Here is a 26,338-nt window from a genome sequence, read left to right as displayed (position 1 = left end):
GCAACGGCCCGCACCCCTGGACCGGTTCCCCTCCTGTGACGCCCGATAGGCTCGGAGTCGTGAACCCAGTCAAGCCAGGCGAGACGCCACGTACGCCTTGGATCGTAGGGGTGTCCGGGGCATCCGGCACCCCCTATGCCGCTGCCGTGCTGCGGGCGCTGCTGGACGCCGGTGAGAGCGTCGACCTCGTGGTGTCCCGGGCCTCCCGGCTCACCCTGCTGGACGAGACCGGGATCTCCTTCCGGGACGCCCACTGGCAGTCCGACCTGCGGGAATGGCTCTCCCGGGGCGCCGACGGCAAGCCGGGCACCTTCGCCGTCGACCTCGGCGCCGTACGGCACTGGAGCGCCGGCGACCTGGCCGCCGGGCCCTCCTCGGGGTCGTATCCCACCAAGGGCATGCTCATCGTGCCCGCCTCGACGGCGAGCGTCGCCGGGGTCGCGCTCGGCCTGTCGAAGGACCTGCTGCAACGGGCGGCGAGCGTGACCCTCAAGGAGGGACGCAAGCTGATCGTGGCCGTGCGGGAGACCCCGCTGAACGGCCAGACCCTGCGCCACCTGGTCACCCTCGACGACGCGGGCGCGACGGTCGTGCCCGCCTCACCCGCGTTCTACGCGGGCGCGACGCACATCCAGGACCTGGTGGACTTCGTCGCCGGCCGCGTCCTCGACGCGGCGGGCGTGCCGCACCGGCTCTACCGCCGTTGGCAAGGTGAACTCGGCGGCGGTGCGCACCGCGACGGCTGAGCAGTACCCGAACCTCATCGGACTCAACGACAACTTCAGCGGAAGGCTTCGATCGCAATGGACGCGGTGGACAGGCAGCTCATCCAGGCCCTGAGGGAGAACGGCCGGGCCTCCTACGCGGAGCTGGGACGCCTCGTCGGACTGTCGGGACCCAGTGTCACCGACCGCATCAACCGGCTGGAGGCCGCCGGCGTCATCACCGGCTACCGGGCCACCGTCGACGCCGCCTCGCTCGGCCTGGGCGTGACCGCCCTGATCGGCATCTCGCTCTCCGACGCCACCGACCACGAGGACGTGGCGCAGCGGCTGAAGGACCTCACGGAGATCGAGGACTGCTGGTTCATCGCGGGCGACGACTCGTACATGCTCAAGGTGCGGGCGGCGGACGTCGACGGACTGGAGAAGATGATCCGGCGGCTCAGCGGCATCGAGGGCGTCTCCCGGACGCGTACGACCATCGTGCTCTCCACGAAGTGGGAGAACCGGGTCGGGGAGCTGCCCGAAGAGGAGTAGACCCGTCGTCGTACGGTGGGGACGTCGTCGTAGAAAGGTGTGGGCATGGATCTCGGGCTCAAGCGCGAGCTGGAGGAGAAGGTCAGGGCGGGTGAGCGCCTGACCCGTGAGGACGGCATCGCGCTGTACGAGTCGGACGACCTGGCCTGGCTCGGCGGCCTCGCGCACGAGGTGCGCACCCGCAAGAACGGCGACGTCGTGCACTTCAACGTCAACCGTCACCTCAACATGACGAACGTGTGCACGGCCTCCTGCGCGTACTGCTCCTTCCAGCGCAAGCCGGGGGAGAAGGACGCGTACACGATGCGGATCGAGGAGGCCGTCAAGCTCGCGAAGGCGATGGAGTCGGAGAACCTCACCGAGCTGCACATCGTCAACGGGCTGCACCCGAACCTGCCGTGGCGGTACTACCCGCGGTCGCTGCGCGAGCTGAAGGCGGCGCTGCCGGACGTCTCCCTGAAGGCCTTCACGGCGACGGAGATCCACCACTTCGAGACCATCTCGGGGATGAGCGCCTCGGAGATCCTCGACGAGCTGATCGACGCCGGTCTGGAGTCCCTCACCGGCGGCGGCGCGGAGATCTTCGACTGGGAGGTCCGGCAGCACATCGTGGACCACCGCACCCACTGGGAGGACTGGTCCCGGATCCACCGGCTCGCGCACGAGAAGGGTCTGAAGACCCCGTGCACGATGCTGTACGGGCACATCGAGGAGCCGCGTCACCGGGTGGACCACGTGCTGCGGCTGCGTGAGCTGCAGGACGAGACCGGCGGCTTCCAGGTCTTCATCCCGCTGCGGTACCAGCACGACTTCGTCGACATGCAGGACGGCAAGGTGCGTAACCGCCTCCAGGCGCGGACGCAGATGGCGACGGGCGCGGAGGCGCTGAAGACCTTCGCCGTGTCGCGGCTGCTGTTCGACAACGTGCCGCACGTGAAGGTCTTCTGGGTCATGCACGGGGTGCAGACGGCGCAGCTGGCGTTGCAGCACGGTGCGGACGACATGGACGGGTCGGTCGTCGAGTACAAGATCACTCATGACGCGGACAACTACGGGACGCCGAACAAGCTGACGCGTGAGGATCTGCTGGATCTGATCCGTGACGCGGGGTTCCGGCCGGTGGAGCGGAACACGCGGTACGAGATCATTCGGGAGTACGAGGGGCCCGACCCCTTGCTTCGCGAGGCGCCGCAGCCCATGCGGGTCTGATGGCGGGTGCGGGTGTGTGGGGGGCTTTCGCGCAGTTCCCCGCGCCCCTGAGGTGGGTACTCGACCGGCATGGTGGCCACCGGGGCGCCTGAAGACGCCTATACCGCTGAACCCTTTGTGCCTGCGCGGGGCGGTCTTCCCGCTCTGCGGCGGGCCGCTGCCGAGTGCCGGGGGTGTCCCCTGCATCGGGACGCCACGCAGACCGTGTTCGGCGCGGGGGACGCCGATGCCCGGGTCATGCTCGTGGGGGAGCAGCCCGGGGATCAGGAGGACCGGCAGGGCAAGCCGTTCGTGGGGCCGGCCGGGAAGCTGCTGGACCGGGCCCTCGGGGACGCCGGCATCGACCCTGCCGAGGCCTATGTCACCAACGCCGTGAAGCACTTCAAGTTCACGCAGGCCGAGCCCCGGAAGCGGCGGATCCACAAGGCTCCGAGCCTGCGGGAGATGACCGCGTGCGGGCCCTGGCTGGCCGCCGAGCTGGCGGTCGTGGAGCCGGAGCTGATCGTCGTCCTCGGGGCGACCGCCGGGAAGGCGCTGCTGGGGTCGTCCTTCCGGGTGACACAGGTGCGGGGGACGGTGCTGGAGGAGGAGATCCACGGGCGGCCGGAGCGGCTGGTGCCGACCGTCCATCCGTCGTCGGTGCTGCGGTCCGACGACCGGGAGGCGGCGTACCGGGGGCTGGTGTCGGACCTCCGGGTGGCGGCCGACGCCCTGTCGTAATGGCTACGATTCCCGCATGCCCCTTACCCTCACGCTCGAACCCGCCGTCACTCCCGCGCTGCGTGACGGCCTGCTCGATCTGTGGACCGATGTCTCCAACGCCGGGGGAGCCGTCGGATACGTGCCGCCGGTGACGCGCGAGGAGATCCGTCCCGCGCTGGTGCAGCACTTCGCGGCGATGGCGGACGGGCGGGTCAAGCTCCTCGTCGGGCACGACGAGGAGGGGCGGGTCGCGGCGACGGCGTTCCTGACCTTCAACACGCACCACCTGATGACGCACTGGCTGTGGCTGTACACGGTGATGGTGCACCCCAGGCACCAGGGCAAGGGCTGGGGGCGGGACCTGCTGCGCGCCGCCGCGGACACGGCCCGCGCGATGGACGGGATCGAGGCGATCCGGCTGACCTGCCGGGGCGGTCTCGGCCTGGAGCGGTTCTACGAGTCCTGCGGCTACAAGGAGGTCGGGCGGATCCCCGGGGCGATCCGGGTGGGGCCCGGGGAGGACCGCGACGACGTGGTCATGCTGCTGCCCCTCGTCTGACCCCCCTGCAGGACCGGCCGCTGCGCGTGCTTCACTGGACGGTGCCCCTTTGGGTGTGTTCCGGCCGTTCGAAACGGAAGAGTGGATTGAGATGCTCCGCTACACGCTGATGCGCCTCGGAATCTTCGTGGCCTGCCTCGTGGTCGTCTGGGGCGCCGTCTACTCCGGCATCGCCCCGCGCGGACTCGGTAACAGCAACGGGCTGTGGGTCGTGGCCCTCGCCCTGCTCATCTCCGCGCCGATCAGCCTGGTCGTGCTGCGCAAGGAGCGGGACCGGGCGTCCGTGCAGGTCGCGCAGCGCGTCGACCGGATGAAGGCGAACATGGAGGCCAACCGCAGCCAGGAGGACGCCGCCGACGACACCGTCCGCACCCAGGGGCAGACCTCGTAGGGCCTGTCCGCGGGGGTCCTGGCCGGGCCCGCACACGCGTGCAGCGCCCCGTTTCCGTACATGCTCGGAAACGGGGCGCTTTGCGTTGTATGGGTGTGTGCGCGGCGTCACCTGTCAAAGCCAGGCTTTGGGGTCCTCAAAGCTCCGGTGTTAAGGTCGTGGTATGAAGTCAGCAGTCGCGCCCCATTCGCCTCTGAGCGCTCCGCTCGTGGCGCGGCTGCACGTGGATCTCTGTCGGTGCGCGTCCGCTTTCTGTCGTCCCTGACGTCACGCAACCCCCCGTCGTCTCCCACGTCAGTCCCCCCAACGCGTCCCCCCAACGGAGTCAGTCCGTGTCCTCACACACGAAGTCCTTCAAGGTGCCCTTCTGGGCCCAGATACTCGCCGGTCTCGTCCTGGGTGTGCTGCTGGGCTGGCTCGCCCGCAGCCAGGACCTGTCCTGGCTGACCACGACACTGGAGAAGGTCGGCGACACCTTCATCGGGCTGCTGAAGCTCGCGGTCGCCCCGCTCGTCTTCTTCGCGATCCTCGTGTCGATCACCAACCTGCGGAAGGTCAACAACGCGGCCCGGCTGGCCTCGCGCACCCTCCTCTGGTTCATGATCACCTCGCTGATCGCGGTCAGCATCGGTCTGATCATCGGCCTGGTCACCAACCCGGGCGCCGGTACCGGCCTCACGCCCAAGGACGGCGCGAAGCCCAAGGACACCGGCTCCTGGATCGACTTCCTGACGGGCATCGTCCCGACCGACGTCATCACGCCGTTCACCGAGCTGAACGTGCTGCAGATCGTCTTCATGGCCGCCGTCGCCGGTATCGCCGCGCTCCAGCTCGGTGAGAAGGCCCAGCCGATCCTCACCCTCAGCGAGTCCGTCCTCAGCCTGCTCCAGAAGGCGCTGTGGTGGGTCATCCGGCTCGCCCCGATCGGCACCATCGGCCTCATCGGCTACGCCATCGCCACCTACGGCTGGGACCTGATCGGCAAGTACGCGACGTTCACCGCCGACATTTACGTCGGCTGCCTCATCGTGCTGTTCGGCGTCTACCCGACGCTGCTCGCGACCGTCGCCAAGGTCAACCCCGTCCAGTTCTTCAAGGGCGCCTGGCCCGCGATCCAGCTGGCCTTCGTCTCCCGCTCCTCCGTCGGCACCATGCCGCTGACGCAGAAGGTCACCGAGCGGCTCGGCGTGCCGAAGGAGTACGCCTCCTTCGCCGTGCCGTTCGGCGCCACGACCAAGATGGACGGCTGCGCCGCGATCTACCCGGCCATCGCCGCGATCTTCGTCGCCCAGATCTTCGACATCCAGCTGGGCGTCGGCGACTACCTGCTGATCGCGTTCGTCTCGGTGGTCGGCTCCGCCGCGACGGCCGGCCTGACCGGCGCGACGGTCATGCTGACCCTCACCCTCTCCACCCTCGGCCTGCCGATGGAGGGCGTCGGTCTGCTCCTCGCGATCGACCCGATCCTGGACATGATCCGCACCGCGACCAACGTGGCCGGACAGGCGCTGATCCCGGTCCTGGTCTCGGCCCGGGAGAACCTGCTCGACCGCGACGCCTACGCCACGGCCGACGGCTCCTCCCTGGACGCGCCGCTCGACGAGCCGCGCGACCGGACCGAGCCGGTCACCGCGACCGCCTGACGGCGGCACGGCCGCACGGCTGCTCGACGGCAGCACCGGCCGCACGCGTTCACGGGCCCCCTGAGCGGCCCTTCCCCGGACGACCCGGGCGAGGGCCGCCCAGGGGGCCCGTACGCTAAGCGCTATGGGTGCCGTGAAGACCAAGCGGATGCCGCGCGCGGTCCGTGAGCAGCAGATGCTGGACGCCGCCGTGCGGACCTTCGGCCAACGGGGCTACATGGCCGCGTCGATGGACGAGATCGCCGAACTCGCCGGTGTGTCCAAGCCGTTGGTCTACCTGTACCTCAACTCCAAGGAAGACCTCTTCACCGCCTGCATCCGCCGCGAGGCGGGGGCCCTGGTCGACGCGGTGCGGGCCGGGGTCCGCCGCGACCTGCCCGCCGACCGGCAGCTCTGGGAAGGGCTCGGGGCCTTCTTCGCGCACACCGCCGAGAACCCGGACGCGTGGTCGGTGCTGCACCTCCAGGCCCGTACCCACGGCGAACCGTTCGCCGCCGAGGTCACCGCGATGCGCGAGGAGATCGTCGCGTTCGTGACGCAGCTGATCCTCGCCGCAGCCCGCGAGGCACACCGCGACCCGGATCTGCCCGAGCGTGAGGTCGCCGGGCTCGCCGAGGCCCTGGTCGGCGCCGCCGAGTCGCTCGCCGCGTGGGCCAACGCCACGCCGGGCGTCACCGCCCGCCAGGCCGCCGCCACGCTGATGAACTTCGCCTGGGCGGGACTCGGCGACCTCATGGCGGGCCGGCCCTGGACGCCCCCGGAGGAGCCGCAAAGCCCTCACGTCGGGTAGACGTCCCCCGTCACATGGATCCGGTCCCGCGGGCCGCGCAGCTCGAACCGGCCCTCGCGCGCCGCGTACGTCACCGTCCCGGGCAGCAGGACCGGTGCCCGGAACTCCGCGCGCAGACGGCAGTGCTGGGGGACGCCGTGCGCGGCGAGGCAGCGGGCCACGGTCCACATGCCGTGCGCGATGGCCCGCGGGAAGCCGAACAGCCGGGCGGTGAGCGGGTGCAGATGGATCGGGTTGCGGTCCCCGGAGGCGGCCCCGTAGCGGCGCCCGACGTCCCCGGCGAGCCGCCACTCGTCGACCGGCGGCAGCGGCTCGGGCGCCTCCGGCTCCCGGGGCCCCGCGGCCGGCCGGTCCGTGCGGTGCCGGGCCAGGTACGTGCTCGCCGACTCCCAGACGACGGCCCCGCCGCGGCGCATCTCGGTGACGACCGTGGCCTGCGTGCCGCGCCGGTGCGGTACCAGCCCCTCGACGTGCACGGAGAGGTCGTACCGGCCGCCGGGCGCCAGCCGCTCGTGCCGGGTGACGGTGAGCGAGGTGTGGACGAGGCCGAGCAGCGGCAGCGGGAAGTCCCCGCCGCTCATCAGCCGCATGGCCAGGGGGAATCCGAGCACATGCGGATACGTCACCGGCAGCGCGTCCTCCCCGACGGGGAACCCGCAGACCCGCTCGTACGCGACGAGCCGCGCGAGGTCGACGCGCACGCCGGGCAGGACGAGCCGGGTGCGGGGGAACCGGGCGTCGGGACCGGGGCGCTTGAAGGGGGACAGCAGGGCACCCCGGGCGAGGAGCGGGCCGAGGGAGGGCGGCCGGGTGAGGGTGAGGGCGGCGGTGGGGTCGTTCATCACGCCCCCAGCAGGCTCTGGCCGCAGACGCGGACGACCTGGCCGTTGACCGCGCCCGAGGCCGGGTGGGCCAGCCAGGCGGTGGTCTCGGCGACGTCGGCGGGGAGACCGCCCTGGGCGAGGGAGTTCATCCGGCGGCCCGCCTCGCGGATGAACAGCGGGACGGCGGCCGTCATCTTCGTCTCGATGAAGCCGGGCGCGACCGCGTTGACCGTCACGCCGTGCTCGGCCCGCGCGCGCGGGGCCAGCGAGCGGACCAGGCCGACGACACCGGCCTTGCTCGCGCCGTAGTTGGTCTGGCCGGCGTTCCCGGCGATCCCCGCGATCGAGGCGGTGGCGACGATCCGGCCGCCGCGTTTCAGCGTCCCGTCCTTCAGCAGGGCGTCGGTGGTGCGCAGCACGCTCGCCAGGTTCACGTCCAGCACCGACGCCCAGCGTTCGGCGGGCATGTTCACCAGGCGCCGGTCACGGGTGATGCCCGCGTTGTGGACCAGCACGTCCAGGCCGTCCGGCAGGGCGTCGGCGATCCGGGCGCCCGCGTCGGCGGCCGTCATGTCGAGCAGCAGCGCGGTGCCGCCGAGCCGGTCGGCGACGCGCCGGGCGTCCTGCTCGGCCCGCGGCACGTCGAGCACCACCACCCGGGCGCCGTCGCGCGCGAGGATCTCGGCGACCGCTTCGCCGATGCCCCGGGCGGCGCCCGTGACCAGGGCGGTGCGGCCGGCCAGGGGGCGCCGCGGGTCGGCGGCGGCCGTCTCGTCCCAGGCGGCTCCCACCTCGACGACCTGCCCGCTCACATAGGCCGACCCGGGGGACAGCAGGAAGCGCAATGTGGACTCCGCGGCGGCTGCGTCGGTGAGCCGGACCAGGTTCACCGTCCTGCCCCGGCCGATCTCCTTGCCGAGGGACCGCGTGAAGCCCTCCAGGGCCTGCTGGGCCGCGGCCTGGTGGTGGTCGGCGGGGTCGAGGGGCGCGCCGAGCACGACGACGCGTCCACTCGGCGCGACCGACCGCACGACGGGGTGCAGGGCGGCGTGCACCTCCGCCAGGGCCTCGACGTCCCGCACCCCGGTCGCGTCCAGGACGACGGCGGCCGTGCGGGCACAGTCGCCGGGGCCGAGCCCGGTACGGGCCAGGACGGGGGCGAGGTCGAGGCCGGACCGGCCGGCGGTGAGGTGCAGCAGACCGCCGTCCAGCCCGGGCCGCTCGGGGGACCAGCGGGTCAGGGCCACGGGCTGCGGCAGTCCCAGCCGGCGGGTGAGGAAGCGGCCCGGCGCGGTGGCGGTGAAGCGCAGATAGCGGTCGGCCATGGACGACTCCCAATTCCCGAGGGCGGTTCGCTGACGCCCCACTCCTGCTTACTCTGGAGTAAGGTTACCGGAGGTAAGGCTACGTCACGGACGAGGAGCGGGTCGAGATGAGCTGGTCGCGATGAGTGGGTCGACGAGTCCCCGGCAGCTGTCGCCGGCGGTGCGGCGCGTGGCGGTCGTCGGCGGAGCGCGCATCCCCTTCGCCCGCTCCGACGGCCCCTACGCCACCGCCTCCAACCAGCAGATGCTCACCGCCGCCCTCGACGGCCTCGTCGAGCGCCACGAACTTCAGGAGCCGGGCGCCGTCGGGGAGTTCGTCGCCGGAGCCGTGCTCAAGCACGCCCGCGACTTCAACCTCGCCCGCGAGACCGTCCTCGGCTCGCGCCTCCACCCGAGCACCCCCGCCTACGACATCCAGCAGGCCTGTGGCACAGGCCTCCAGGCCGTCATCGCCGCCGCCAACAAGATCGCCCTCGGTCAGACCGAGTCGGCCGTAGCGGGCGGCGCCGACACCGCCAGCGACGCGCCCCTCGGGGTCAACGACCGGCTGCGCCGCATCCTGCTGGAGGTCCGCCGCGCGAAGTCGCCCGGCGCCCGCCTGAAGGCCCTGGCCCAGGTGCGCCCGGGCCATCTCGTGCCGGACATCCCGCGCAACGCCGAGCCGCGCACCGGCCTGTCCATGGGCGAGCACGCGGCCGTCACCGCACGCGCCTGGGGCATCGCCCGTGAGGCGCAGGACGAACTCGCCGCCACCAGTCACCAGCGGCTGGCGGCGGCGTACGAACGCGGCTTCTTCCAGGACCTGGTGGTGCCCTTCCGCGGCCTGGCCCGCGACCAGAACCTGCGCCCCGGCTCGACGGTGGAGAAACTGGCCTCCCTGAAACCGGTGTTCGGACTCGATCACCCCGCACCGACCATGACCGCGGGGAACTCCACCCCGCTCACGGACGGCGCCGCGACCGTGCTGCTGGCGAGCGAGGAGTGGGCCCGCGCACGCGGCCTCCAGCCGCTGGCGTACCTCACCGCGTACGAGACGGCGGCCGTCGACTTCGCCGGCGGTGACGTGGCCGGCGGCGAGGACGGGCTGCTCATGGCGCCCGCGTACGCCGTCCCGCGGATGCTGGAGCGGGCCGGGCTCGCCCTGGACGACTTCGACCTCGTCGAGATCCACGAGGCGTTCGCCTCCCAGGTGCTGGCGACGCTCGCCGCCTGGGAGAAGCGAGGCCTCGGCACGGTGGACCGCGCCCGGCTGAACGTCGCCGGCTCCTCCCTCGCCACCGGCCACCCCTTCGCCGCCACCGGCGCCCGGATCGTCGCCACCCTGGCCAAGCTCCTCGCCGAACGGGACGCCCCCGCCCGCGGGCTGATCTCCGTCTGCGCGGCGGGGGGACAGGGGGTGACGGCCGTCCTGGAGCGCGCCTGAGGGTGACGGTGCGCAGAACCTGAAGGCCTCTCACGTAATCCCCGAGATTGCACAGGCCTGGCTCCGGACCATCCCCGAACCCGCACAGACCCGCCACGTCAGCGCCGTACGATCCCGTTCCTACCGGCAGTAACCCCTGAACGACCTCTCAGGGGGGATCGAGCCGGTTGAGCGCCTCGGCGTGCGAGGCACGTACGTCATGCAGCAAGCAGTCCTTCGCTGCACGCCCCAGGAGCCGCCCGTGTCCACTGCGTATCCCTCCTCCGCCCACGGCGACGCGTACGGGGGACCGAGGCTCGTCGAGCCCGAGGTACGGCGGATGGACGGGGCGGTACGGGAGGCCTCCGTACCGCCACTGGCCCCGCCGTGGGCCCACGGGTCGCTCGCCGACCTGCCCTTCGACAACGCGAGCGCGCACCCGGACTCCGTGGCACTCAGCCGCAGAGACGCCCACGGCACCTGGAGCGACGTCACGGCCGCGCACTTCGCCGACCAGGTACGCGCCGTGGCGAAGGGCCTGATCGCCGAGGGCCTGATGCCGGGCGACCGGATCGCCGTCATGGCCCGCACGATCTACGAGTGGACCGTCCTCGACTTCGCCGCCTGGGCGGCCGGACTGGTCACCGTCCCCGTCTACCCCACCTCCTCCGTCTTCCAGGCCCGCTGGATCCTCCAGGACTCCGGCGCGGTCGCCCTGGTCACCGAGACCGCCGCGCAGGCCGCCGCCCTCGGCCCGGAGCGCCGGCGGCTGCCCGACCTCAAGCACCTGTGGGTCGTCGACCAGGGCCACGTGGACCGGCTCGCGGAGGCCGGGGCGCACCTGTCCGACCAGGAGGTCGAGGTGCGGCGCGGCATGCTCGGCCCCGACACCCTCGCCACCCTCGTCTACACCTCGGGCACCACGGGCCGCCCCAAGGGCTGCGCCCTCACCCACGGCAACTTCTTCGCCGAGGTCGACAACGCCATCGAGCTGCTCTACCCCGTCTTCCGGGCCAGGACCAGCGAAGAGGCCTCGGTGCTGCTGTTCCTGCCGATGTCCCACGTCTTCGGCCGCATGGTGGCGATCGCCTGCGTCCGGGCCCGCGTCCGGCTGGGCCACGCGCCCAGCATCAAGGCCGACGACCTGCTGCCCGACCTCGCCGGCTTCCGGCCGACCTGTCTGCTGACCATCCCGTACATGCTGGAGAAGGTCTTCAACTCCGCCCGCGCCAAGGCCGAGTCGGGCGGCCGGGCCTCGTCCTTCGACCGCGCGGTGGCGGTCGCGCAGCGCTACGGGGAGGCCCTGGAGGCCCAGCAGACCGGCACCGGACCCGGCCCCACCCGCGCCTTGAGGACCGCCCGCGCCTTCTACGACCCCCTGGTCTACCGCCGCATCCGCAACGCCATGGGCGGCAGGGTCCGCTACGCCATCTGCGGCGGCTCCCCGCTCGGCCGCCGCCTCGCCGCGTTCTACGCCGGCGCCGGCATCGAGATCTTCGAGGGGTACGGCCTGACCGAGACCACCGGCGCGACCACCGTCACCCCGCCCCTCAAACCCCGGCTCGGCACCGTCGGCTGGCCACTGCCCGGCACCCGCGTCCGCATCGCCGCCGACGGGGAGATCCTGGTCGCCGGCGACCACGTGCTGCGCGGCTACTGGGACCCGCAGGCCGGCGGCGTCGTCCCCGCCGCGCCCGACGGCTGGCTCGCCACCGGCGACCTCGGCGCGCTGGACGACGAGGGCTACCTGACCATCACCGGCCGCAAGAAGGAACTGCTCATCACGGCCGGCGGCAAGTCCGTCGCCCCGGCCCCGCTGGAGAACTGGCTGCGTTCGCACCCGCTGATCTCCCAGTGCCTCGTCCTGGGCGACGGCCGCCCCTTCGTCTCCGCCCTGATCACCCTCGACCCGGACGGCATCACCCACTGGCGCCAGATGAACGGCAAACACCCCGTGCCGGCCACGCTCCTCGTCGACGACGAGGAACTGCGCGCCGTCCTGCAACGCGCCGTCGACGAGGCCAACAAGATGGTCTCCCGCCCGGAGTCCATCCGCCGCTTCGCCGTCCTCCCCGAGGACTTCACGGAGGAGGCGGGCCATCTGACCCCGTCGCTGAAGCTCCGCCGGGAGGCCGTGCTGCGCGCGTTCGCCGCGGAAGTGGAGGGCCTGTACACGCGGTGATTCACCTTTGCGATGTCTTCACACGGGGTTCTTGACGACGCACGGCGTCTGCCCGTTGGCTTTCGACCACCTCGTCACGATGCTCCCCCCCACGGAAGGCTCCACCAGTGATACCGCGTAACACCCGTCAGGCCGCCGTGCGGCGTCTGTCCATCGCCCTGGCGGTCTCCGTATCGGCTCTGTCCCTCGCCGCGTGCGGGGGCGGCGGGAGTGACGACTCCGCCGCCAAGAAGAGCAACGACCTCACGGTGGGCCTGCTGCTGCCCGACCGGGAGACGGCACGCTTCGAGAAGTTCGACTACCCGCTGATCAAGCAGGAGGTCGCCGACCTCACGGAGAACAAGGGCACGGTCCGCTACGCCAACGCCGAGTCCAGCGTCACCAGACAGAGCGAGCAGTTCCGGAAGATGATCGCCGACCGGGTGGACGTCATCCTCGTCGACGCCCTGAACTCCAAGGCCATCGCCGCCGATGTCCGCAAGGCCAAGGAGGCGGGCATCCCGGTCATCGCCTACGACCGGCTCGCCGAGGGCCCCATCGACGCCTACGTCTCCCACGACAACGAACTCGTCGGCCAGGTCCAGGGCCGCGCCCTCATGGGGGAGCTCGGCGACAACGCCCAGAAGAGCAAGGTCGTCATGATGAACGGCGACCCCGCGGACCCCAACACCGCACGCTTCAAGGACGGCGCCCTCAGCGAACTCCGTGGCCAGGTCGACATCGTCGCGCAGTACGACACCAAGGAGTGGAAGCCGGCGATCGCCAAGGCCAACATGAAGAAGGCCATCCAGAAGGTCGGGCTGAACGACATCGCCGCCGTCTACTCGGCCAACGACGGCATGGCGGGCGCCGTCATCGAGGCACTGGAGGAGGCCGGGGCCTCGAAGCTGCCGCCGGTCACCGGGCAGGACGCCAACCTCGACGCGGTGCAGCGGGTCGTGGCCGGCGAGCAGTACATGACCGTGTACAAGTCCTTCCTGCTGGAGGCGACCAACGCGGCGAAGATCGCCGTGGCCAAGGTCCAGGACCGGGACATCGAGTTCGCCGCGCTGACACGGGAGACGGTCGACAGCCCGACGCGGAAGAACATCCCGGCGATGCTGGTGCCGGTGGTGGCCCTCACCCAGGACAACATCAAGGAGACGGTCGTCACCGACGGCGTGTACACCGTCAAGGACATCTGCACCGCGCCGTACAAGGCGGACTGCGCGGCCATCGGCCTTCAGTAGCCAAGACGTGCGGGTCGTCGGCCCCGGGTCTCGGGGATCCTCCTCGCCGTCGGCCGCGGGCCGCCGGTGGCTGCTCGCGCGGTTTCCCCGCGCCGCCGAGCGAAGGGCGTCGCACGGGCCTTGACTTCGCAAGGCCCCCGCGCGACATTCCCCACCCCTGTCGCGTTCTCGTCGGGCTGGAGCGGCCATGACCCCACGCACGGACACCCCGGGCACCCCCGGATCCCCGTCCCGAAGACGACTCCTGGCCGGGGCCGCCGGAGCCGGTCTCGCGGTCGCCGCCGGAGTCCAACAGGGCGCCCGGGCAGCCGACTTACCCCCGCTCGGCACCTACGACGTCGTCGTCATCGGCTCCGGCGCCGCCGGCATGACCGCGGCCCTGACGGCCGCCCGCCAGGGGCTGAGCTGCGTCGTCGTGGAGAAGGCCCCGACCTTCGGCGGCTCGGCCGCCCGCTCGGGCGCCGGCATCTGGATCCCCAACAACGCCGTGCTCCTCGCCGCGGGGGTGCCGGACACCCCCGCGAAGGCCGCCGCCTACCTCGCCGCGGTCGTCGGCCCGGACGTCCCCGCCGACCGGCAGCGGGCCTTCCTGACCCACGGCCCGCCGATGATCTCCTTCGTCCTGGCCAACAGCCCGCTGCGGTTCCGCTGGATGGAGGGCTACAGCGACTACTACCCCGAGCTGCCCGGCGGCCTGCCGGGCGGCCGCTCCATCGAGCCGGACCAGCTCGACGGCAACCTCCTGGGCGCCGAGCTGGCCCACCTCAACCCGCCCTACATGGACGTCCCCGCCGGCATGGTCGTCTTCAGCGCCGACTACAAGTGGGTCGCCCTGGCCGCCGTCAACGCCCGGGGCGCGGCCGTCGCCGCGCAGTGCCTGGCCCGCGGCGTGAAGGCGGCGGCGCTCGGCCAGAAGCCCCTGACGATGGGCCAGGCGCTGGCGGCGGGCCTGCGTGCCGGCCTGCGCTCAGCCGGGGTCCCGGTCTGGCTGAACACACCCCTGACCGACCTGCACGTCGAGAACGGCACAGTGACGGGAGCCGTCGTCACCCGCGACGGCGCACCCGGCCTGGTCCGCGCCCGCCGCGGCGTGATCGTCGGCTCGGGCGGCTTCGAGCACAACGCCGCCATGCGGGAACGCTTCCAGCGCCGGCCCATCGGCACGGACTGGACCGTCGGGGCCAAGGAGAACACCGGCGACGGCATCCGGGCGGGGGAGCGCCTCGGCGCGGCGCTCGACCTGATGGAGGACGCCTGGTGGGGACCGGCGATCCCCGTCCCCGGGCAGCCGTACTTCTGCCTCGCCGAACGCACCCTGCCCGGCGGACTGCTCGTGAACCGCGCGGGCCGCCGCTTCGTCAACGAGGCCGCCCCCTACAGCGACGTCGTGCACACCATGTACGACGTGAACGACACCGACCCGGCCATCCCGTGCTGGCTCGTCGTCGACCAGAACTACCGCAACCGGTACCTCTTCAAGGACGTCCTGCCGACCCTGCCCCTCCCCGACGCCTGGTACGCCTCGGGGGCCGCGCACAAGGAGTGGACCCTGGACGCGCTGGCCGCCTCGATCGGCGTGCCCGCGGCGGCCCTGCGCACCAGCGTGAACCGCTTCAACGCCCAGGCGCGCCAGGGCGTGGACCCCGACTTCCACCGGGGCGACAGCGCCTACGACCACTACTACACGGACCCCTCCGTCCTCCCCAACTCATGCCTGGCGCCCCTCTGGCTCCCCCCGTACCACGCCTTCCGCATCGTCCCCGGCGACCTCGGCACCAAGGGCGGCCTGCGCACGGACGCCCGGGCCCGGGTGCTGCGCGAGGACGGCTCGGTGATCCCGGGCCTGTACGCGGCGGGCAACGCCAGCGCGGCCGTGATGGGCCACAGCTACGCGGGCGCGGGCTCGACCATCGGCCCGGCGATGACGTTCGGCTACATCGCGGCGAGGGACGCGGCGGGGGTGCTGTAGACGCCGGGGGCTTGCGCGGTCACTCCGCCGGCCTGCGGGCCACGAGGCTCGCCTGAGCGACCGGCTCACCCCGCTCCACGTCCGGCTCCCGCACCGTCGTGGCGCGCAGGGTGAACCCGGCGGCGCGCAGCAGACCGGCCACGTGCTCCGGCCGGCGCCGGAGGAAGGTCAGGGGCACGGCGTGGCCGAACGCCTCCTCGTAGCGGCGGGGCTCGTCGCCGCACTGGAAGCCGAGGAGGAGATGGCCGCCGGGCCGCAGGACGCGGTGGAAACCGGCGAAGAGAGCGGGCAGGTGCTCCTCGGGCGTGTGGATGATCGAGTACCAGGACACGACACCGTCGAGCGAGCCGTCCGGCAGGTCCAGCTCCAGCATCGAGCCCCGCACGAACCGCAGCCCCGGATGCTCGCGCCGGGCGATCGCCAGCATCGACTCCGACAGGTCGAGACCGAACACCGACAGCCCGCGGGACGCCAGGTACGCCGTCACCCGGCCGGGCCCGCAGCCCAGGTCGGCGACCTCGCCGCCCGCACCCACGAGCTCCGTGAAGCCGTACAGCACGCCCCGGTCCAGGGGCGTCCCCGGGCGCAGGTCACCGAACTGAACGGCGTACTCCTCGGCCACGGTGTCGTAGAAGGTACGGGTCTCGGCCACGAAGTCGGGCGCCGCGTCGTAGAAGGTACGGGTCTCGGCCACGAAGTCGGGGGCCGCGCTCACATCGTCAGGGGTGGCCGTCGCGAAGTCGGGGGTCTCGGTCATGGCCGGGGACCCTAGCGCGGCGCCTTCCTCCGAGGCGGCTCCTCCCGGTGCCGGCCGAGGGAGGGGAAGACGGTCATGCCGGGGACGGGCGTCCGACCGCCGGAATTCGCCGGGAATTCATCAGGCCCCTCGGGCGGACGGGCCCGGAAAGGGCAGGAGCCCCGTCGCCTTACGGCGCGGGGCTCCTTGGGTACTACACAATCAGACCGGCGTGACGTTCTCAGCCTGCGGGCCCTTCGGACCCTGCGTGACGTCGAAAGACACCTGCTGGTTCTCCTCGAGGGACCGGAAGCCGGTCGCGTTGATCGCGGAGTAGTGGACGAAGACGTCGGGGCCGCCGCCCTCCTGGGCGATGAAACCGAAGCCCTTTTCGGCGTTGAACCACTTAACGGTTCCGGTAGCCATAAGCCCTCCTTGGGCTCAAAAGGGTTGCCCTGCTCCAGAACCAGCAAGTGTGAAGATGAATTCTGCACAAGTGCATATGTCTGAGAATGACGAGAGCCCGCGGTCACATGCTCCGCAGGCTCTGTACTGCAAGGGAAACCAAACTGCAACTTGCGACGAGCCTAGCACGCAGGCCCCGGAATGCAATAGGGGTCAAGATCACGTCACCCGAATGTTTGAACATCCCTCGGCCGACTGGCGGCGCGGCCCCCTCACCGCCGCCCCCGCCCCGATCGCGGGGGTGCGCGCCGGTCCGTACGCCGTGAGGGCTAGCCTCACGATGTGGACAATCCTCGCACCCGGCCGCGCGTCGGCCACATCCAGTTCCTGAACTGCCTGCCCCTGTACTGGGGGCTCGCGAGAACGGGCACGCTCCTCGACTTCGAGCTCTCCAAGGACACCCCCGAGAAGCTCAGCGAGAAGCTGGTGCAGGGCGAACTCGACATCGGTCCGATCACTCTCGTCGAGTTCCTCAGGCACGCGGACGACCTGGTGGCCTTCCCCGACATCGCCGTCGGCTGCGACGGCCCGGTGATGTCGTGCGTGATCGTCTCGCAAGTCCCCCTCGACCGGCTGGACGGCGCCCGCGTCGCCCTCGGCTCGACCTCCCGCACCTCCGTCCGCCTCGCCCAGCTGCTCCTCGCCGAGCGCTACGGCGTCCAGCCGGACTACTACACCTGCCCGCCCGACCTGAGCCTGATGATGCGGGAGGCCGACGCCGCCGTCCTCATCGGCGACGCCGCGCTGCGCGTCAACATGCTCGACGGGCCGCGCTTCGGCCTGGACGTGCACGACCTGGGCACGCTGTGGAAGGAGTGGACGGGCCTGCCGTTCGTCTTCGCCGTCTGGGCGGCGCGCCGCGACTACCTGGAGCGCGAGCCGGTCATCACCCGCCGGGTGCACGGGGCCTTCCTCGACTCGCGCAACCTCTCCCTGGAGGAGGTCGCCAAGGTCGCCGAGCAGGCAGCCCGCTGGGAGGCCTTCGACGAGGAGACCCTCGCCCGCTACTTCACGACCCTCGACTTCCGCTTCGGCGACCCGCAGCTCGAAGCGGTCGCCGAGTTCGCGCGGAGGGTCGGGCCGACGACCGGCTTCCCGGCGGATGTGCGGGTGAACCTGCTCCAGCCGTGAGCCGGGCGTGGAGGGTCGGGCCGACGACCGGTTTTCCGGCGGATGTGCGGGTGAACCTGCCGCAGCCGTGAGCCGGGCGGTCTCCCCGCACTACTCTGCCGGCGGTGTCCCCGCACTACTCTGCCGGCGGTGTCCCCGCACTACTCTGCTGGGAGTGCAGGCGTACCGGGATCGGAGCCGTCCCCGCCTGCCCACGGGGGAGGGGTGACGCCCATGCGGCCGCTCGACGTCGACGAACCCACCGTCGTGGGGCCCTACCGGCTGCTCGGCCGGCTGGGCTCCGGCGGCATGGGCCGGGTCTACCTGGGCCGCAGCGCCGGCGGCCGCACGGTCGCCGTGAAGATCGTGCACCCGCACTTCGCGCTGGACGAGGAGTTCCGGGCACGGTTCCGGCGCGAGGTCGAGGCCGCGCGCCGGGTGGGCAGCGCCTGGACGGCCCCCGTCCTCGACGCCGACCCGGGGGCGCGGGTGCCGTGGGTGGCGACGGCGTACGCGGCCGGCCCGTCCCTGTCGGCCGCGGTCGCCGACGGCGGTCCGCTGCCGGCCCACACGGTACGGGCCCTCGGGGCGGGGCTCGCCGAGGCGCTGGCGGCGGTGCACGAGCTGGGCCTGGTGCACCGGGACGTGAAGCCGTCGAACGTCCTGCTGACCCTCGACGGCCCGCTGCTGATCGACTTCGGGATCGCCCGGGCCACCGACGGCACGGCGTCCCTCACGTCCACCGGCGTGTCCATCGGCTCGCCCGGCTACATGTCGCCCGAGCAGATCCTCGGCAGGGGCGTCACGGGTGCGGCCGACGTCTTCTCACTGGGCGCGGTCCTCGCGTACGCGGCGACCGGCGCACCGCCCTTCCCCGGCGACTCCTCGGCGGCCCTGCTCTACAAGGTCGTCCACGAGGAACCTGAACTCGGTCTGCTCGACGGGGAGTTGCGGAAGCTGACCGCGTCCTGCCTCGCGAAGGACCCGGCCGCGCGACCCGCCCCGGCCCAGCTGGCCCGCAGCTTGGGCCCCGAGGGCGCGGCCCGGCTGGTGGCGGGCGGATGGCTGCCGGGGGCGCTGGTGGAGCAGGTGAGCCGCAGCGCGGTGCGCTTGCTGAACCTGGAGGCGGCGGGTCCGGGGGCGGCGGCGGGGAGCCCTTCCGGGCCGGTTACGCCGGGGGCGGTGGGGGCCGATGCGGTGCCCGGGGCGGGGGCGGACGCCGCGCCGGGGGCGGAGGGCCCTTCCGGGCCCGTCGTGCCGGGGGCGGGGGGTCCTTCCGGGCCGGTCATGCCGGGGTCGGGGGGACCTTCCGGGCCGGTCGGTTTCAGCAGCCCCTCGGTGGGGGCAGCGCCGGAGACGACCGGGGGTGAAGGGCTGGGGGTCTTCGGACCGGCGCCGGTGATGCCGTCGGGAGTGTCGCCTGTCTTCCCTGGGCCGCCTGTTTCTCCTGGGCCGCCCGCTGCTCCTGGGGCGGCGGAGGCACAGGGGGCTCTGCGGCCATCGGCCCCCCAGGACGCCGCCGCCGTACCCGAACCCCGGGACGGCAACCGGGACGGCAAGGACCACCCGCAGGACATCGACAGCGACAGCGACACCGACACCGATACCGATACCGATACCGATACCGGCACCGGCACCGCCCCGGCCTCCGGGCGACGGCCCGGCAGGGTCACCGTCTCGGTCGCGGCGACGTCCGCACCGGACGGCGCCGGTGGCGGACGGGTGCGCAGGCTGAGCTGCTCCGTGGCGCTGGCGGTCGCCGGGGCGATGGCGGCCGTGACGATCGGATCGGTCTTCGTGTTCGACCTGCTGCCGGGCCGGGGCGGCGACCAGGACGACGCGGACTCGAGCAGCGGTTCCGACGCACCCCCGGCGGCGACCGCGAGCCCCGCCCCCTCCACGGGAGCGGTGCCCGCGGCGTACCTCGGAACCTGGGAGGGCCAGGGCGTCGCCCTCGACGGCAGTCTCCCCCTCGGCACGTTCCGCGTCACGGTCGAACGGGCCGCGGTCGGCCAGGAGTTGGGCAAGCTCCGCCAGACCGACCCGATCGGCGGCACCTGCGTCGACGTACTCACCCTGAAGCAGGTGACGAAGAAGGAGCTCGTCGCGACGTCGGTCGGCGCGAAGACCAACCACAGCGGCTGCAACCCGGCCAGGACGACGGTCCACCTCAAGCCGGTGGGCGACGACCTGCACTACCAGTCGGAGAGCGAGGAATCGGGGCGGACCCGGGCTCGGCTGTCGAAGGTGGAGTGACCAGGGGCAGCCGTCCTTCGGGCCGGACCGGCCGCCCCGGCTCAGCGCCTCACCCGGGGATGACCACCGTCCGCAGCTCCCCGTCGCCGAGGTGCAGCATGCCCTTGCCGGGGGCGACCTGGCCGCCGACCATGCTGCGGTTGAGGCGGACGCCGACGAGGTCGCCGCTGGAGGACTCCTGCGGGGACAGCAGGATGCCGCGGCGGGCCTTCTTCGCGTCGACCTGCCAGCCCGAGAAGCCGCTGCACACGTCCTCCTCGTCACCGGCGATGACGAGCGCGAGCCCGCGTTCGGCGCCGCGCGAGACCAGCTTCTTCATCTGGCTCTCGGCATCGCAGTCCTCCAGGATCTCGCCGTCGTCGACGAGGACCGCGATCGGCTCCTCCAAGGACGCCTGGTCGATCAGCTCCTCGAACTCGTCCTCGTCGATGTCGTCACCGGTGAAGACCTTCAGGACGCCGTCCGTGCCGTCGAGCCCGCGAAGCGGGGACTGGCGCGGGGCCGCGATGACCAGCCGGGTGCCCTGGGACAGGAACGAGTGGGCGAAGTTCAGCAGGACCGTCGAGCGGCCCGACTTCGCCGGGCCCGCGACGACGAACGCCGGTACGCCCTCCGCCAGGTCGGGGCCGAAGCCGACGATCTCGTCGCCGCCGATGCCGGCCAGGCCGAACAGGCGCGAGCGGGACGCGTCCGGGTCGCGCATCTCCCACGCCTCGGGGAAGGAGATGCGGCTGGGCAGGCTGTCGACGCGGAAGGGACGCCGCGAGCGGGGGACCCCGGCGTCGCGGGCCGCGGCCGCCTCGCCGATCGCCGCCAGCGCCGCCGCCTGCCCCTGACCGGTGGTGTCCGCCGCGAGCAGCGCGAACTGCGTCTCCGTACCGAACTCGTTGCGGAACGCCCGGCCCGGCGGAATCTCCTCCGGCACCTTGCGGGCCGGGATGCCGAGCGCCGAGAAGTCGCTGCGGTCGGCGAGCCGCAGACCGTACTTGTCCTCGGTGAGAGTCGCGATCCGGCCCACCAGCAGCGTGCGGTCACCCGTCAGGACCAGATGGATGCCGACACTCGCGCCCTCGCGCATGATCGTCTGCAACTCGTCGGTCAGCGACCCGTGGTCGACCTCGCCGAGCGTGGGCACCCAGCCCTCCCAGCGGTCCAGCAGCACCATGATGTGCGGCAGCCGCTCGTCCTCGGCGACCGAGGCCCGCTGCTCACCGATGTCCGCGAAGCCCTTCTCCGCCAGCGCGTCCTGCCGCCGCCCCATCTCGCCCTTGAGCCGGTTGACCAGCCGCACCACCCGCTCGGTCTGGTTACGGCTCACGACCGCCCCGCAGTGCGGCAGCCGCGTCAGGGCGTTGAGCGCGCCGTTGCCGCAGTCGATGCCGTAGAGGTGCACGTCGGCGACGGAATGCGTCCGGGCGATAGAGCCCGCGAGGGTGCGCAGCACCTGGGAGCGGCCGCTGCGCGGGGCGCCGCCGATCATCAGATGGCCGAAGGACGAGAAGTCCACGGCGACCGGGCGGCGGGCCTGGCTCGCGGGCAGGTCCTCGATGCCGTACGGCGCCGGCGGCAGCTTGCCGGGGCCACCGGCGAACGCGGGCGCCTCCACGTCGTCCAGCAGCAGCGTCTCGTCCAGGGCGGGCAGCCACGGGCTGTGCTGCGGCGGGATGCCGAGCGAGCTGTTGGCGTCACGGATGGTGTCGACGAGGACCTTCAGGTCGGTGATCTCCTCGTCCTCCCGGGACTCCGCCTTCGGCTTGACCAGCGCCGACCGGCCCAGGTCCTCCCAGGTCAGCGCACCCACCCAGGGCATCAGCACGGCAGGGTCGGCCGCCCCGGGCCGACGGCCACCGACCCGGCCCGACTGGAACGGCACCAGCGAGGCGTGCCCGAGCCGGGCGTACGCGCGACCCGGGGTGTTCTTGGAGATGTGCCCGGCCTCGGGCGAGTCGATGACGTCCGACGACTCACCGCCGTCCGTCACCCGCAGCGCGATACGGAGGTTGGTGTTGGCGCGGATCTCGGGAGACACGACACCACTCGGCCGCTGGGTCGCCAGCAGCAGGTGGATGCCGAGGGAACGGCCACGCTGGGCGATGTTCACCAGCCCCGTCACGAAGTCCGGCAGGTCGCGCACCATCGAGGCGAACTCATCGATGACGATGAGCAGTCGGGGCACCGGCGCGTGCGACGGGTCCCGGCGCACCAGGTCCTGGTAGTCCTCGATGTCCTTGGCGTCGGCGGCGGCCAGGATGTGCTCGCGCCGGTGCAGCTCCGCACCCAGCGACTCCAGGGCGCGCTCGACCAGGTGGGCGTCGAGGTCGGTCACCATGCCGACGGTGTGCGGCAGATGCACACAGTCCTTGAACGCCGCGCCACCCTTGTAGTCGACCAGCACGAACGTCATGTTCTCGGGCGTGTTCGCCACCGCCAGCGCCGCCACGATGGTCTGCAGCAGCTCCGACTTGCCCGAACCCGTCGTACCGGCGATCAGACCGTGCGGCCCGTCCTTGCGGATGTCGATGCCGAACGGCCCGTCGTACGACTCACCGATGACGGCCAGCGTCGACTGCCCGCCCATCTGCCAGCGGGCCACGATCGCCTCACTGGTCGGCGGCTCCAGCTGCAGCACGTCCAGCAGCCGGCTCGACCCGGGCAGCGCCGAGTCCTCGGTCTCACCGCTGATGTCCCGCAGCGGCGACAGCGACCGCGCCAGGCGCAGGCACCAGGCAGCGGAGACGAAGTCGGGCCGTACGTCCTTCAGGCGCTCCGCACCGGCCTCCTCGACGCGCAGCCGCAACTTCTCGGTGCGCTCCACCTGTTCGGGCTGCTGGGCGCTGCCGTGCCACGCCTGGAAGGAGGGGAACCCGCCGGCGACCTGCTGGGACTGCTGCTGGACCTGCTGGGCGGCCGGCTCGTACTCCTCGGCCTTCGGCTCGGCCACGACGTAGGCCTGGCACTCGCCGGGCAGGAACCGCTCCTCGGCGTCCAGGCAGATGGCGAACATGGACACGGCGGGACCCTCGCGCAGCAGTCGTACGACGCCCGGGAGGGACCGGAGCCGTCGCGACCCGTCCCACACGACGACGATGTCGGGATCGCTGAAGGACGAACCCTGCGAGGACTTGTTGGCCTCGGCGGCCTTCTTGCGGGCATCGAGGATCTGCGTCAGCTCGCCGATCCTGGCACCGACGGTCTCGGCGTCCGTCCCGATGAGCGCGTTGACGTCCTGCCCGCCGGACGGCCGGGCGTGCGGCAGCCAGCGCACCCAGTCCCAGGACTCCTGGGCGGCGTTGTCGCTCAGCACGTAGAACTGCACGTCCATCGGGCTGTGCAGCGCCGCGGTCTGCGCGACGGCCCAGCGCCCGAGGGCCCGGGCGGAGTCGCCGGGCCCGGCCACGCCGACGACACCGAGGGTGCGCAAGTGCAGCCCGACCGGGGCGTCCTCGATCTTCCAGGTCACCTGGCGGCGATGGTCGTCCTGCTCGGGGTCGTCGAGCACCACCTCGGAGGGCAGCTGCCCGGTCCCGAAACGGACCAGCAGGTGGTCGCGGTCGGTGCGCCGCCGCTCCCACAGCCGGGTACGCGGCCCGGTCCCGAGGGCGAGCACGGTCGCCGGGTCGGGTATGGCCTGCCGGCGGTCGTTCCGCTCGGCGACGAGCGCGTCCTGGGCGTCCTTCTCGATCCGCTCCTTCTGCTCCTCGTACTCCTTGACCTGCTTGGCGTGCGACTTACGCCCGTGCTTCTTGTCGTTGTAGTAGTTGGCGAACAGCAGGATCGGGCTGAGGCCCGCCATGATCAGGTAGTACCAGCGCTGGAAGATCATCACCGAGACGACGGCACCGACCAGAGGCGTCAGCGCCATCAGCCAGGGCAGCGGTCTGGCCTCGTACTCACGCGGCGACGACGGCAGCCGGAAGTTGGTCTGCCGCTCGGGAGGACGCAGCCGCGGGGGCCGGTTGTAGTCCAGCCCGACACCGTCGTCGGACCACTTGAGGGCGGCGTTCGGAGGCGCGTAACGGGTGAGTTCGAGAAGGGTGTTGCCGACGGCGATCTGAGCACCGAGGGGCCACTCGGCGGGGCCGCCCTTCTTCTCCTCCTTCTCCTCCTGCTGGGCGTCCTTCTTCCTGCCGCGCTTCTTCCCGCCGGGTTCCTCCTTGCCCTCGTCCTCGGCGAGGGAGACGCCGTCGAGGGTGACGAGCTCCTTGTCCGTGTGCACGGCGACCCGGCAGGTGCCGTCGGTGGCGACGGAGAGGGTGAGGGCCCGGGCGTCGACCTCGGGATCATCGACACGGACGTACGACGCCGGGCCGCTGCCGATGTCGTACCGCCCGACGCCGAGCCGGTGTACGAACCCGGCCGCGGGCCCGCCCACGACCCGCAGTTCGACGAGCCCGGTGGGCTCACCCGGCAGACACCCCGACGGGTCCTGAAGGCTGACGACGGCGCCTTCGCGCAGGGGCGATCCCACGACAGTGGCGCCGGGATCGACGGCATACCCGTCCACGTACACGAGGGGCGCGTTGTTGGCCGGCGCGTGCCGGTGCTGCCCGAGCGGGATGACCTGCGCCCCGCTGTGCCCCACCTGCTTGGCCAGCTCCTGCGCGATGTCCCCGACGGTGGACTCAGGATCGGCATCGAGCACGACGTCGGCGGTGCCACCGCCGTACGGGTCGACGACGGTCAGAGTCAGGCGCACGACTTGTCCTCCCCGTGCCACTGGGCCGGTAGGGCCGCTGTGGTGTCTGTCGCTGGTTGCCGCTGTGCCGATCGCTCGCTGCGCTGCTCGCTGCCCTGCTCACTTCAGTCACGCGGGTCACAGTGGTACAGGGACGATATCCGTTGGGCACGGCGGCGGGGCAATGGGGAGGCGCCGTGACGTTCCCGATGGCAACGTCGTACACGCTTTCATGACGGGTCGTTCACAAGGCGGGTATGGGCACCACAAGCCACACCCGTAAGCTGCTGACGCAAGAGCGGACGATCACACCGGTTGCCACGGCGACCGGCAACTCGGCCTGAGGGCCGACGAGTCCGCAAACAGGGAGCCACGGGGGTTGGCCCTGCGGCGTTGCGAGAGGGAGCGGCTTCATGGCCAAGGACCTTGATGTCACTTATCAGGACATGCGGGATGCGGCGAAGCATGTCGTGAAGGAGAAGGAAAAGCTCCAGGAGAAGCTCGAGGGCCTCAAGAAGTACATCAACAACCTGGTCCAGGGTGGCTACGTCACGAAGAGCTCGTCGAAGGCGTTCGACGAGAACTTCGACGAGTTTGTGCGCGGCATGAAGGACACGCTGGACGGTCTGGACGGCATGGGCGACTACCTGACCATGGCCGCGGACAAGTTCGAGCAGATCGACGACGAGCTGGCGAAGCAGGCCCGTAGCAAGTAGCGCTCGCGGCTTCGGGGAATCCGGGCCCAGGGCTCAGGGGCTTGTCGGGTGCCGGGAGCGAGATGCTGCCGGCCCCCGGTCGGCCGCCGACCGGACGCGGTTCGTCAGTTGTCGGGGAGGGGCTGCCGCAGCAGGTAGGTGTGCAGGTCGCTGCGGGGCTCTTCCGTGTCGACGCGCAGCCAGGATCCGTCGCGGAAGCGGAGCAGCAGTATCCGCGACTCGTACGCCCCGGAGAACGGGTCGACGAGGATCGCTTCGCCGACGGGCAGCCGGGCGACGACCTGCATGGCCTTCTCCCGTCCGACGGTGACCCGCTGCGGTGGGGCCGCCAGCACGATCCCCTCCTCGGTGGCGAGCACCATGCGCTGATGATGAGTGGAGTGGCTGTACCACTGCAGCAGGAACTGCCCTGCCGCGCCCTGCCAGTTGCCGTCGAAGACCCGGTCGAGTCCCTGCTCGGCGATGATGGCGTCCCGCCGTCTGTCGTCCTCGTCCGCGGCTCGCAGCCGCTCCTTCTCGCCCTGTGTGGCGAGGGCCCGCTTGAACGCTTCCTCCATGTTGGACAGAAGCGTCAGCACCATGAGGAGCGGCATGAACGGTACGGCGAGCACCGCGCCGACCATGCCCAGGGGACGCAGTCTTCCGGGCCGAAGGCGAGGTGAACCGGCAGCCTGCAGCACCTCCGCGGGCGGCTGCGGGATCTTGTCGATCGTGCACCATTCCCCCGCTTCGGAGTGGATGCCCAGACGCTCGGCTATCACACGCTGCTTGGCCCTGGATGTCACGTCACGACTCTCCTTGTCCACCGGAACGGTTCCGTATGCCGAGAGCGTATCCGGTACCGGCGCACGGAGAGGGGTGACGATCGTGCGGACTGAGCTCGCGCACATCTGATG

The 26,338-nt window shown here is 71.8% G+C and carries 21 protein-coding genes and 1 pseudogene; 16 read left to right on the top strand and 6 right to left on the bottom strand.

Features of this window, described 5'->3' with window-relative positions; genetic code table 11:
- Nucleotides 1-59: 59 nt before the first annotated feature.
- The 9 genes and pseudogenes from ACFV20_RS03300 to ACFV20_RS03260 all read left to right on the top strand — a co-directional run bounded on the left by ACFV20_RS03300 (nucleotide 60) and on the right by ACFV20_RS03260 (nucleotide 6,553).
- Nucleotides 60-746, top strand: a complete 687-nt coding sequence (locus ACFV20_RS03300; protein ID WP_385651793.1) for a UbiX family flavin prenyltransferase — start codon at nucleotides 60-62, stop codon at nucleotides 744-746.
- 57 nt (nucleotides 747-803) lie between these two features.
- Nucleotides 804-1,259 carry an Lrp/AsnC family transcriptional regulator gene (locus ACFV20_RS03295; RefSeq protein ID WP_385651792.1) on the top strand — a complete coding sequence of 152 codons (456 nt, stop codon included), beginning with the start codon at nucleotides 804-806 and terminating at the stop codon, nucleotides 1,257-1,259.
- A 45-nt stretch (nucleotides 1,260-1,304) separates the two neighbouring features.
- On the top strand, nucleotides 1,305-2,468 hold the full coding sequence (gene mqnE / locus ACFV20_RS03290) for an aminofutalosine synthase MqnE (RefSeq protein WP_234846836.1): 1,164 nt from the start codon (nucleotides 1,305-1,307) through the stop codon (nucleotides 2,466-2,468).
- Nucleotides 2,469-2,537: 69 nt separating this feature from the next.
- A complete protein-coding gene (locus ACFV20_RS03285; RefSeq protein ID WP_385651790.1) occupies nucleotides 2,538-3,188 on the top strand; it encodes a UdgX family uracil-DNA binding protein in 651 nt (216 codons plus the stop codon).
- Between the two features lie 16 nt (nucleotides 3,189-3,204).
- Nucleotides 3,205-3,729, top strand: a complete 525-nt coding sequence (locus tag ACFV20_RS03280) for a GNAT family N-acetyltransferase (RefSeq protein WP_385651788.1) — start codon at nucleotides 3,205-3,207, stop codon at nucleotides 3,727-3,729.
- A 91-nt stretch (nucleotides 3,730-3,820) separates the two neighbouring features.
- Entirely contained in the window at nucleotides 3,821-4,120 is a 300-nt protein-coding gene (locus ACFV20_RS03275; protein ID WP_385651786.1) for a DUF4229 domain-containing protein, read from the top strand.
- Between the two features lie 205 nt (nucleotides 4,121-4,325).
- A pseudogene (locus ACFV20_RS03270) lies at nucleotides 4,326-4,385 on the top strand (putative leader peptide); the annotation flags it as partial.
- Between the two features lie 67 nt (nucleotides 4,386-4,452).
- Complete coding sequence (locus tag ACFV20_RS03265) at nucleotides 4,453-5,763, top strand: dicarboxylate/amino acid:cation symporter (protein ID WP_385651784.1); 1,311 nt, start codon at nucleotides 4,453-4,455, stop codon at nucleotides 5,761-5,763.
- 124 nt (nucleotides 5,764-5,887) lie between these two features.
- Nucleotides 5,888-6,553 (top strand): TetR/AcrR family transcriptional regulator, encoded by a 666-nt coding sequence (locus ACFV20_RS03260; protein ID WP_385651782.1) that lies wholly within the window; start codon nucleotides 5,888-5,890, stop codon nucleotides 6,551-6,553.
- Here the strand turns inward: ACFV20_RS03260 and ACFV20_RS03255 are convergent.
- Nucleotides 6,541-7,395 carry a MaoC family dehydratase gene (locus ACFV20_RS03255; protein WP_385651780.1) on the bottom strand — a complete coding sequence of 285 codons (855 nt, stop codon included), beginning with the start codon at nucleotides 7,393-7,395 and terminating at the stop codon, nucleotides 6,541-6,543. The two genes, ACFV20_RS03260 and ACFV20_RS03255, sit on opposite strands and share 13 nt — an antisense overlap.
- Nucleotides 7,395-8,702, bottom strand: a complete 1,308-nt coding sequence (locus tag ACFV20_RS03250; protein ID WP_385651778.1) for a 3-oxoacyl-ACP reductase — start codon at nucleotides 8,700-8,702, stop codon at nucleotides 7,395-7,397. The genes ACFV20_RS03255 and ACFV20_RS03250 overlap by 1 nt, the downstream gene beginning before the upstream one ends.
- Nucleotides 8,703-8,823: 121 nt before the next feature.
- On the opposite strand from ACFV20_RS03250, the gene ACFV20_RS03245 reads away from it, so the two are divergent.
- The 4 genes from ACFV20_RS03245 (at nucleotide 8,824) to kstD (ending at nucleotide 15,484) form a co-directional block, all read left to right on the top strand.
- Nucleotides 8,824-10,125 carry an acetyl-CoA C-acetyltransferase gene (locus ACFV20_RS03245; RefSeq protein WP_385651776.1) on the top strand — a complete coding sequence of 434 codons (1,302 nt, stop codon included), beginning with the start codon at nucleotides 8,824-8,826 and terminating at the stop codon, nucleotides 10,123-10,125.
- Nucleotides 10,126-10,366: 241 nt separating this feature from the next.
- Nucleotides 10,367-12,286 carry an AMP-dependent synthetase/ligase gene (locus ACFV20_RS03240; RefSeq protein ID WP_385651773.1) on the top strand — a complete coding sequence of 640 codons (1,920 nt, stop codon included), beginning with the start codon at nucleotides 10,367-10,369 and terminating at the stop codon, nucleotides 12,284-12,286.
- 107 nt (nucleotides 12,287-12,393) lie between these two features.
- On the top strand, nucleotides 12,394-13,515 hold the full coding sequence (locus ACFV20_RS03235; protein ID WP_385651770.1) for a substrate-binding domain-containing protein: 1,122 nt from the start codon (nucleotides 12,394-12,396) through the stop codon (nucleotides 13,513-13,515).
- 187 nt (nucleotides 13,516-13,702) lie between these two features.
- On the top strand, nucleotides 13,703-15,484 hold the full coding sequence (gene kstD, locus ACFV20_RS03230) for a 3-oxosteroid 1-dehydrogenase (protein WP_385651769.1): 1,782 nt from the start codon (nucleotides 13,703-13,705) through the stop codon (nucleotides 15,482-15,484).
- Between the two features lie 19 nt (nucleotides 15,485-15,503).
- On the opposite strand, the gene ACFV20_RS03225 is transcribed toward kstD, so the two are convergent.
- A complete protein-coding gene (locus tag ACFV20_RS03225; RefSeq protein ID WP_385651767.1) occupies nucleotides 15,504-16,241 on the bottom strand; it encodes a class I SAM-dependent methyltransferase in 738 nt (245 codons plus the stop codon).
- Nucleotides 16,242-16,442: 201 nt separating this feature from the next.
- Nucleotides 16,443-16,646, bottom strand: a complete 204-nt coding sequence (locus tag ACFV20_RS03220; RefSeq protein ID WP_004984723.1) for a cold-shock protein — start codon at nucleotides 16,644-16,646, stop codon at nucleotides 16,443-16,445.
- A 321-nt stretch (nucleotides 16,647-16,967) separates the two neighbouring features.
- On the opposite strand from ACFV20_RS03220, the gene ACFV20_RS03215 reads away from it, so the two are divergent.
- Nucleotides 16,968-17,816: a menaquinone biosynthetic enzyme MqnA/MqnD family protein gene (locus tag ACFV20_RS03215; protein WP_385651766.1), complete on the top strand. Its 849-nt coding sequence runs from the start codon at nucleotides 16,968-16,970 to the stop codon at nucleotides 17,814-17,816.
- Nucleotides 17,817-18,029: 213 nt separating this feature from the next.
- Entirely contained in the window at nucleotides 18,030-20,051 is a 2,022-nt protein-coding gene (locus tag ACFV20_RS03210) for a serine/threonine-protein kinase (protein ID WP_385651763.1), read from the top strand.
- Nucleotides 20,052-20,100: 49 nt separating this feature from the next.
- Here ACFV20_RS03210 and ACFV20_RS03205 read toward each other — a convergent pair whose 3' ends face one another.
- The gene (locus ACFV20_RS03205) at nucleotides 20,101-24,747 is read right to left on the bottom strand and encodes an FtsK/SpoIIIE domain-containing protein (protein WP_385651760.1); all 4,647 of its coding nucleotides are present in this window, start codon (nucleotides 24,745-24,747) and stop codon (nucleotides 20,101-20,103) included.
- A 392-nt stretch (nucleotides 24,748-25,139) separates the two neighbouring features.
- Between ACFV20_RS03205 and ACFV20_RS03200 the strand changes: the two genes are divergently transcribed.
- Nucleotides 25,140-25,442, top strand: a complete 303-nt coding sequence (locus tag ACFV20_RS03200) for a WXG100 family type VII secretion target (RefSeq protein ID WP_030840100.1) — start codon at nucleotides 25,140-25,142, stop codon at nucleotides 25,440-25,442.
- A 104-nt stretch (nucleotides 25,443-25,546) separates the two neighbouring features.
- On the opposite strand, the gene ACFV20_RS03195 is transcribed toward ACFV20_RS03200, so the two are convergent.
- Nucleotides 25,547-26,227, bottom strand: coding sequence for a hypothetical protein (locus ACFV20_RS03195; RefSeq protein WP_385651757.1), 681 nt, complete (start codon nucleotides 26,225-26,227; stop codon nucleotides 25,547-25,549).
- Between the last annotated feature and the right edge of the window lie 111 nt (nucleotides 26,228-26,338).

Origin of the sequence: Streptomyces sp. NPDC059696 (genome assembly GCF_042733745.1) — a bacterium.
Lineage (GTDB): Bacteria > Actinomycetota > Actinomycetes > Streptomycetales > Streptomycetaceae > Streptomyces.
Note: the sequence above shows the minus strand (reverse complement) of the source record. Positions and strands in the feature narration are given on the sequence as shown.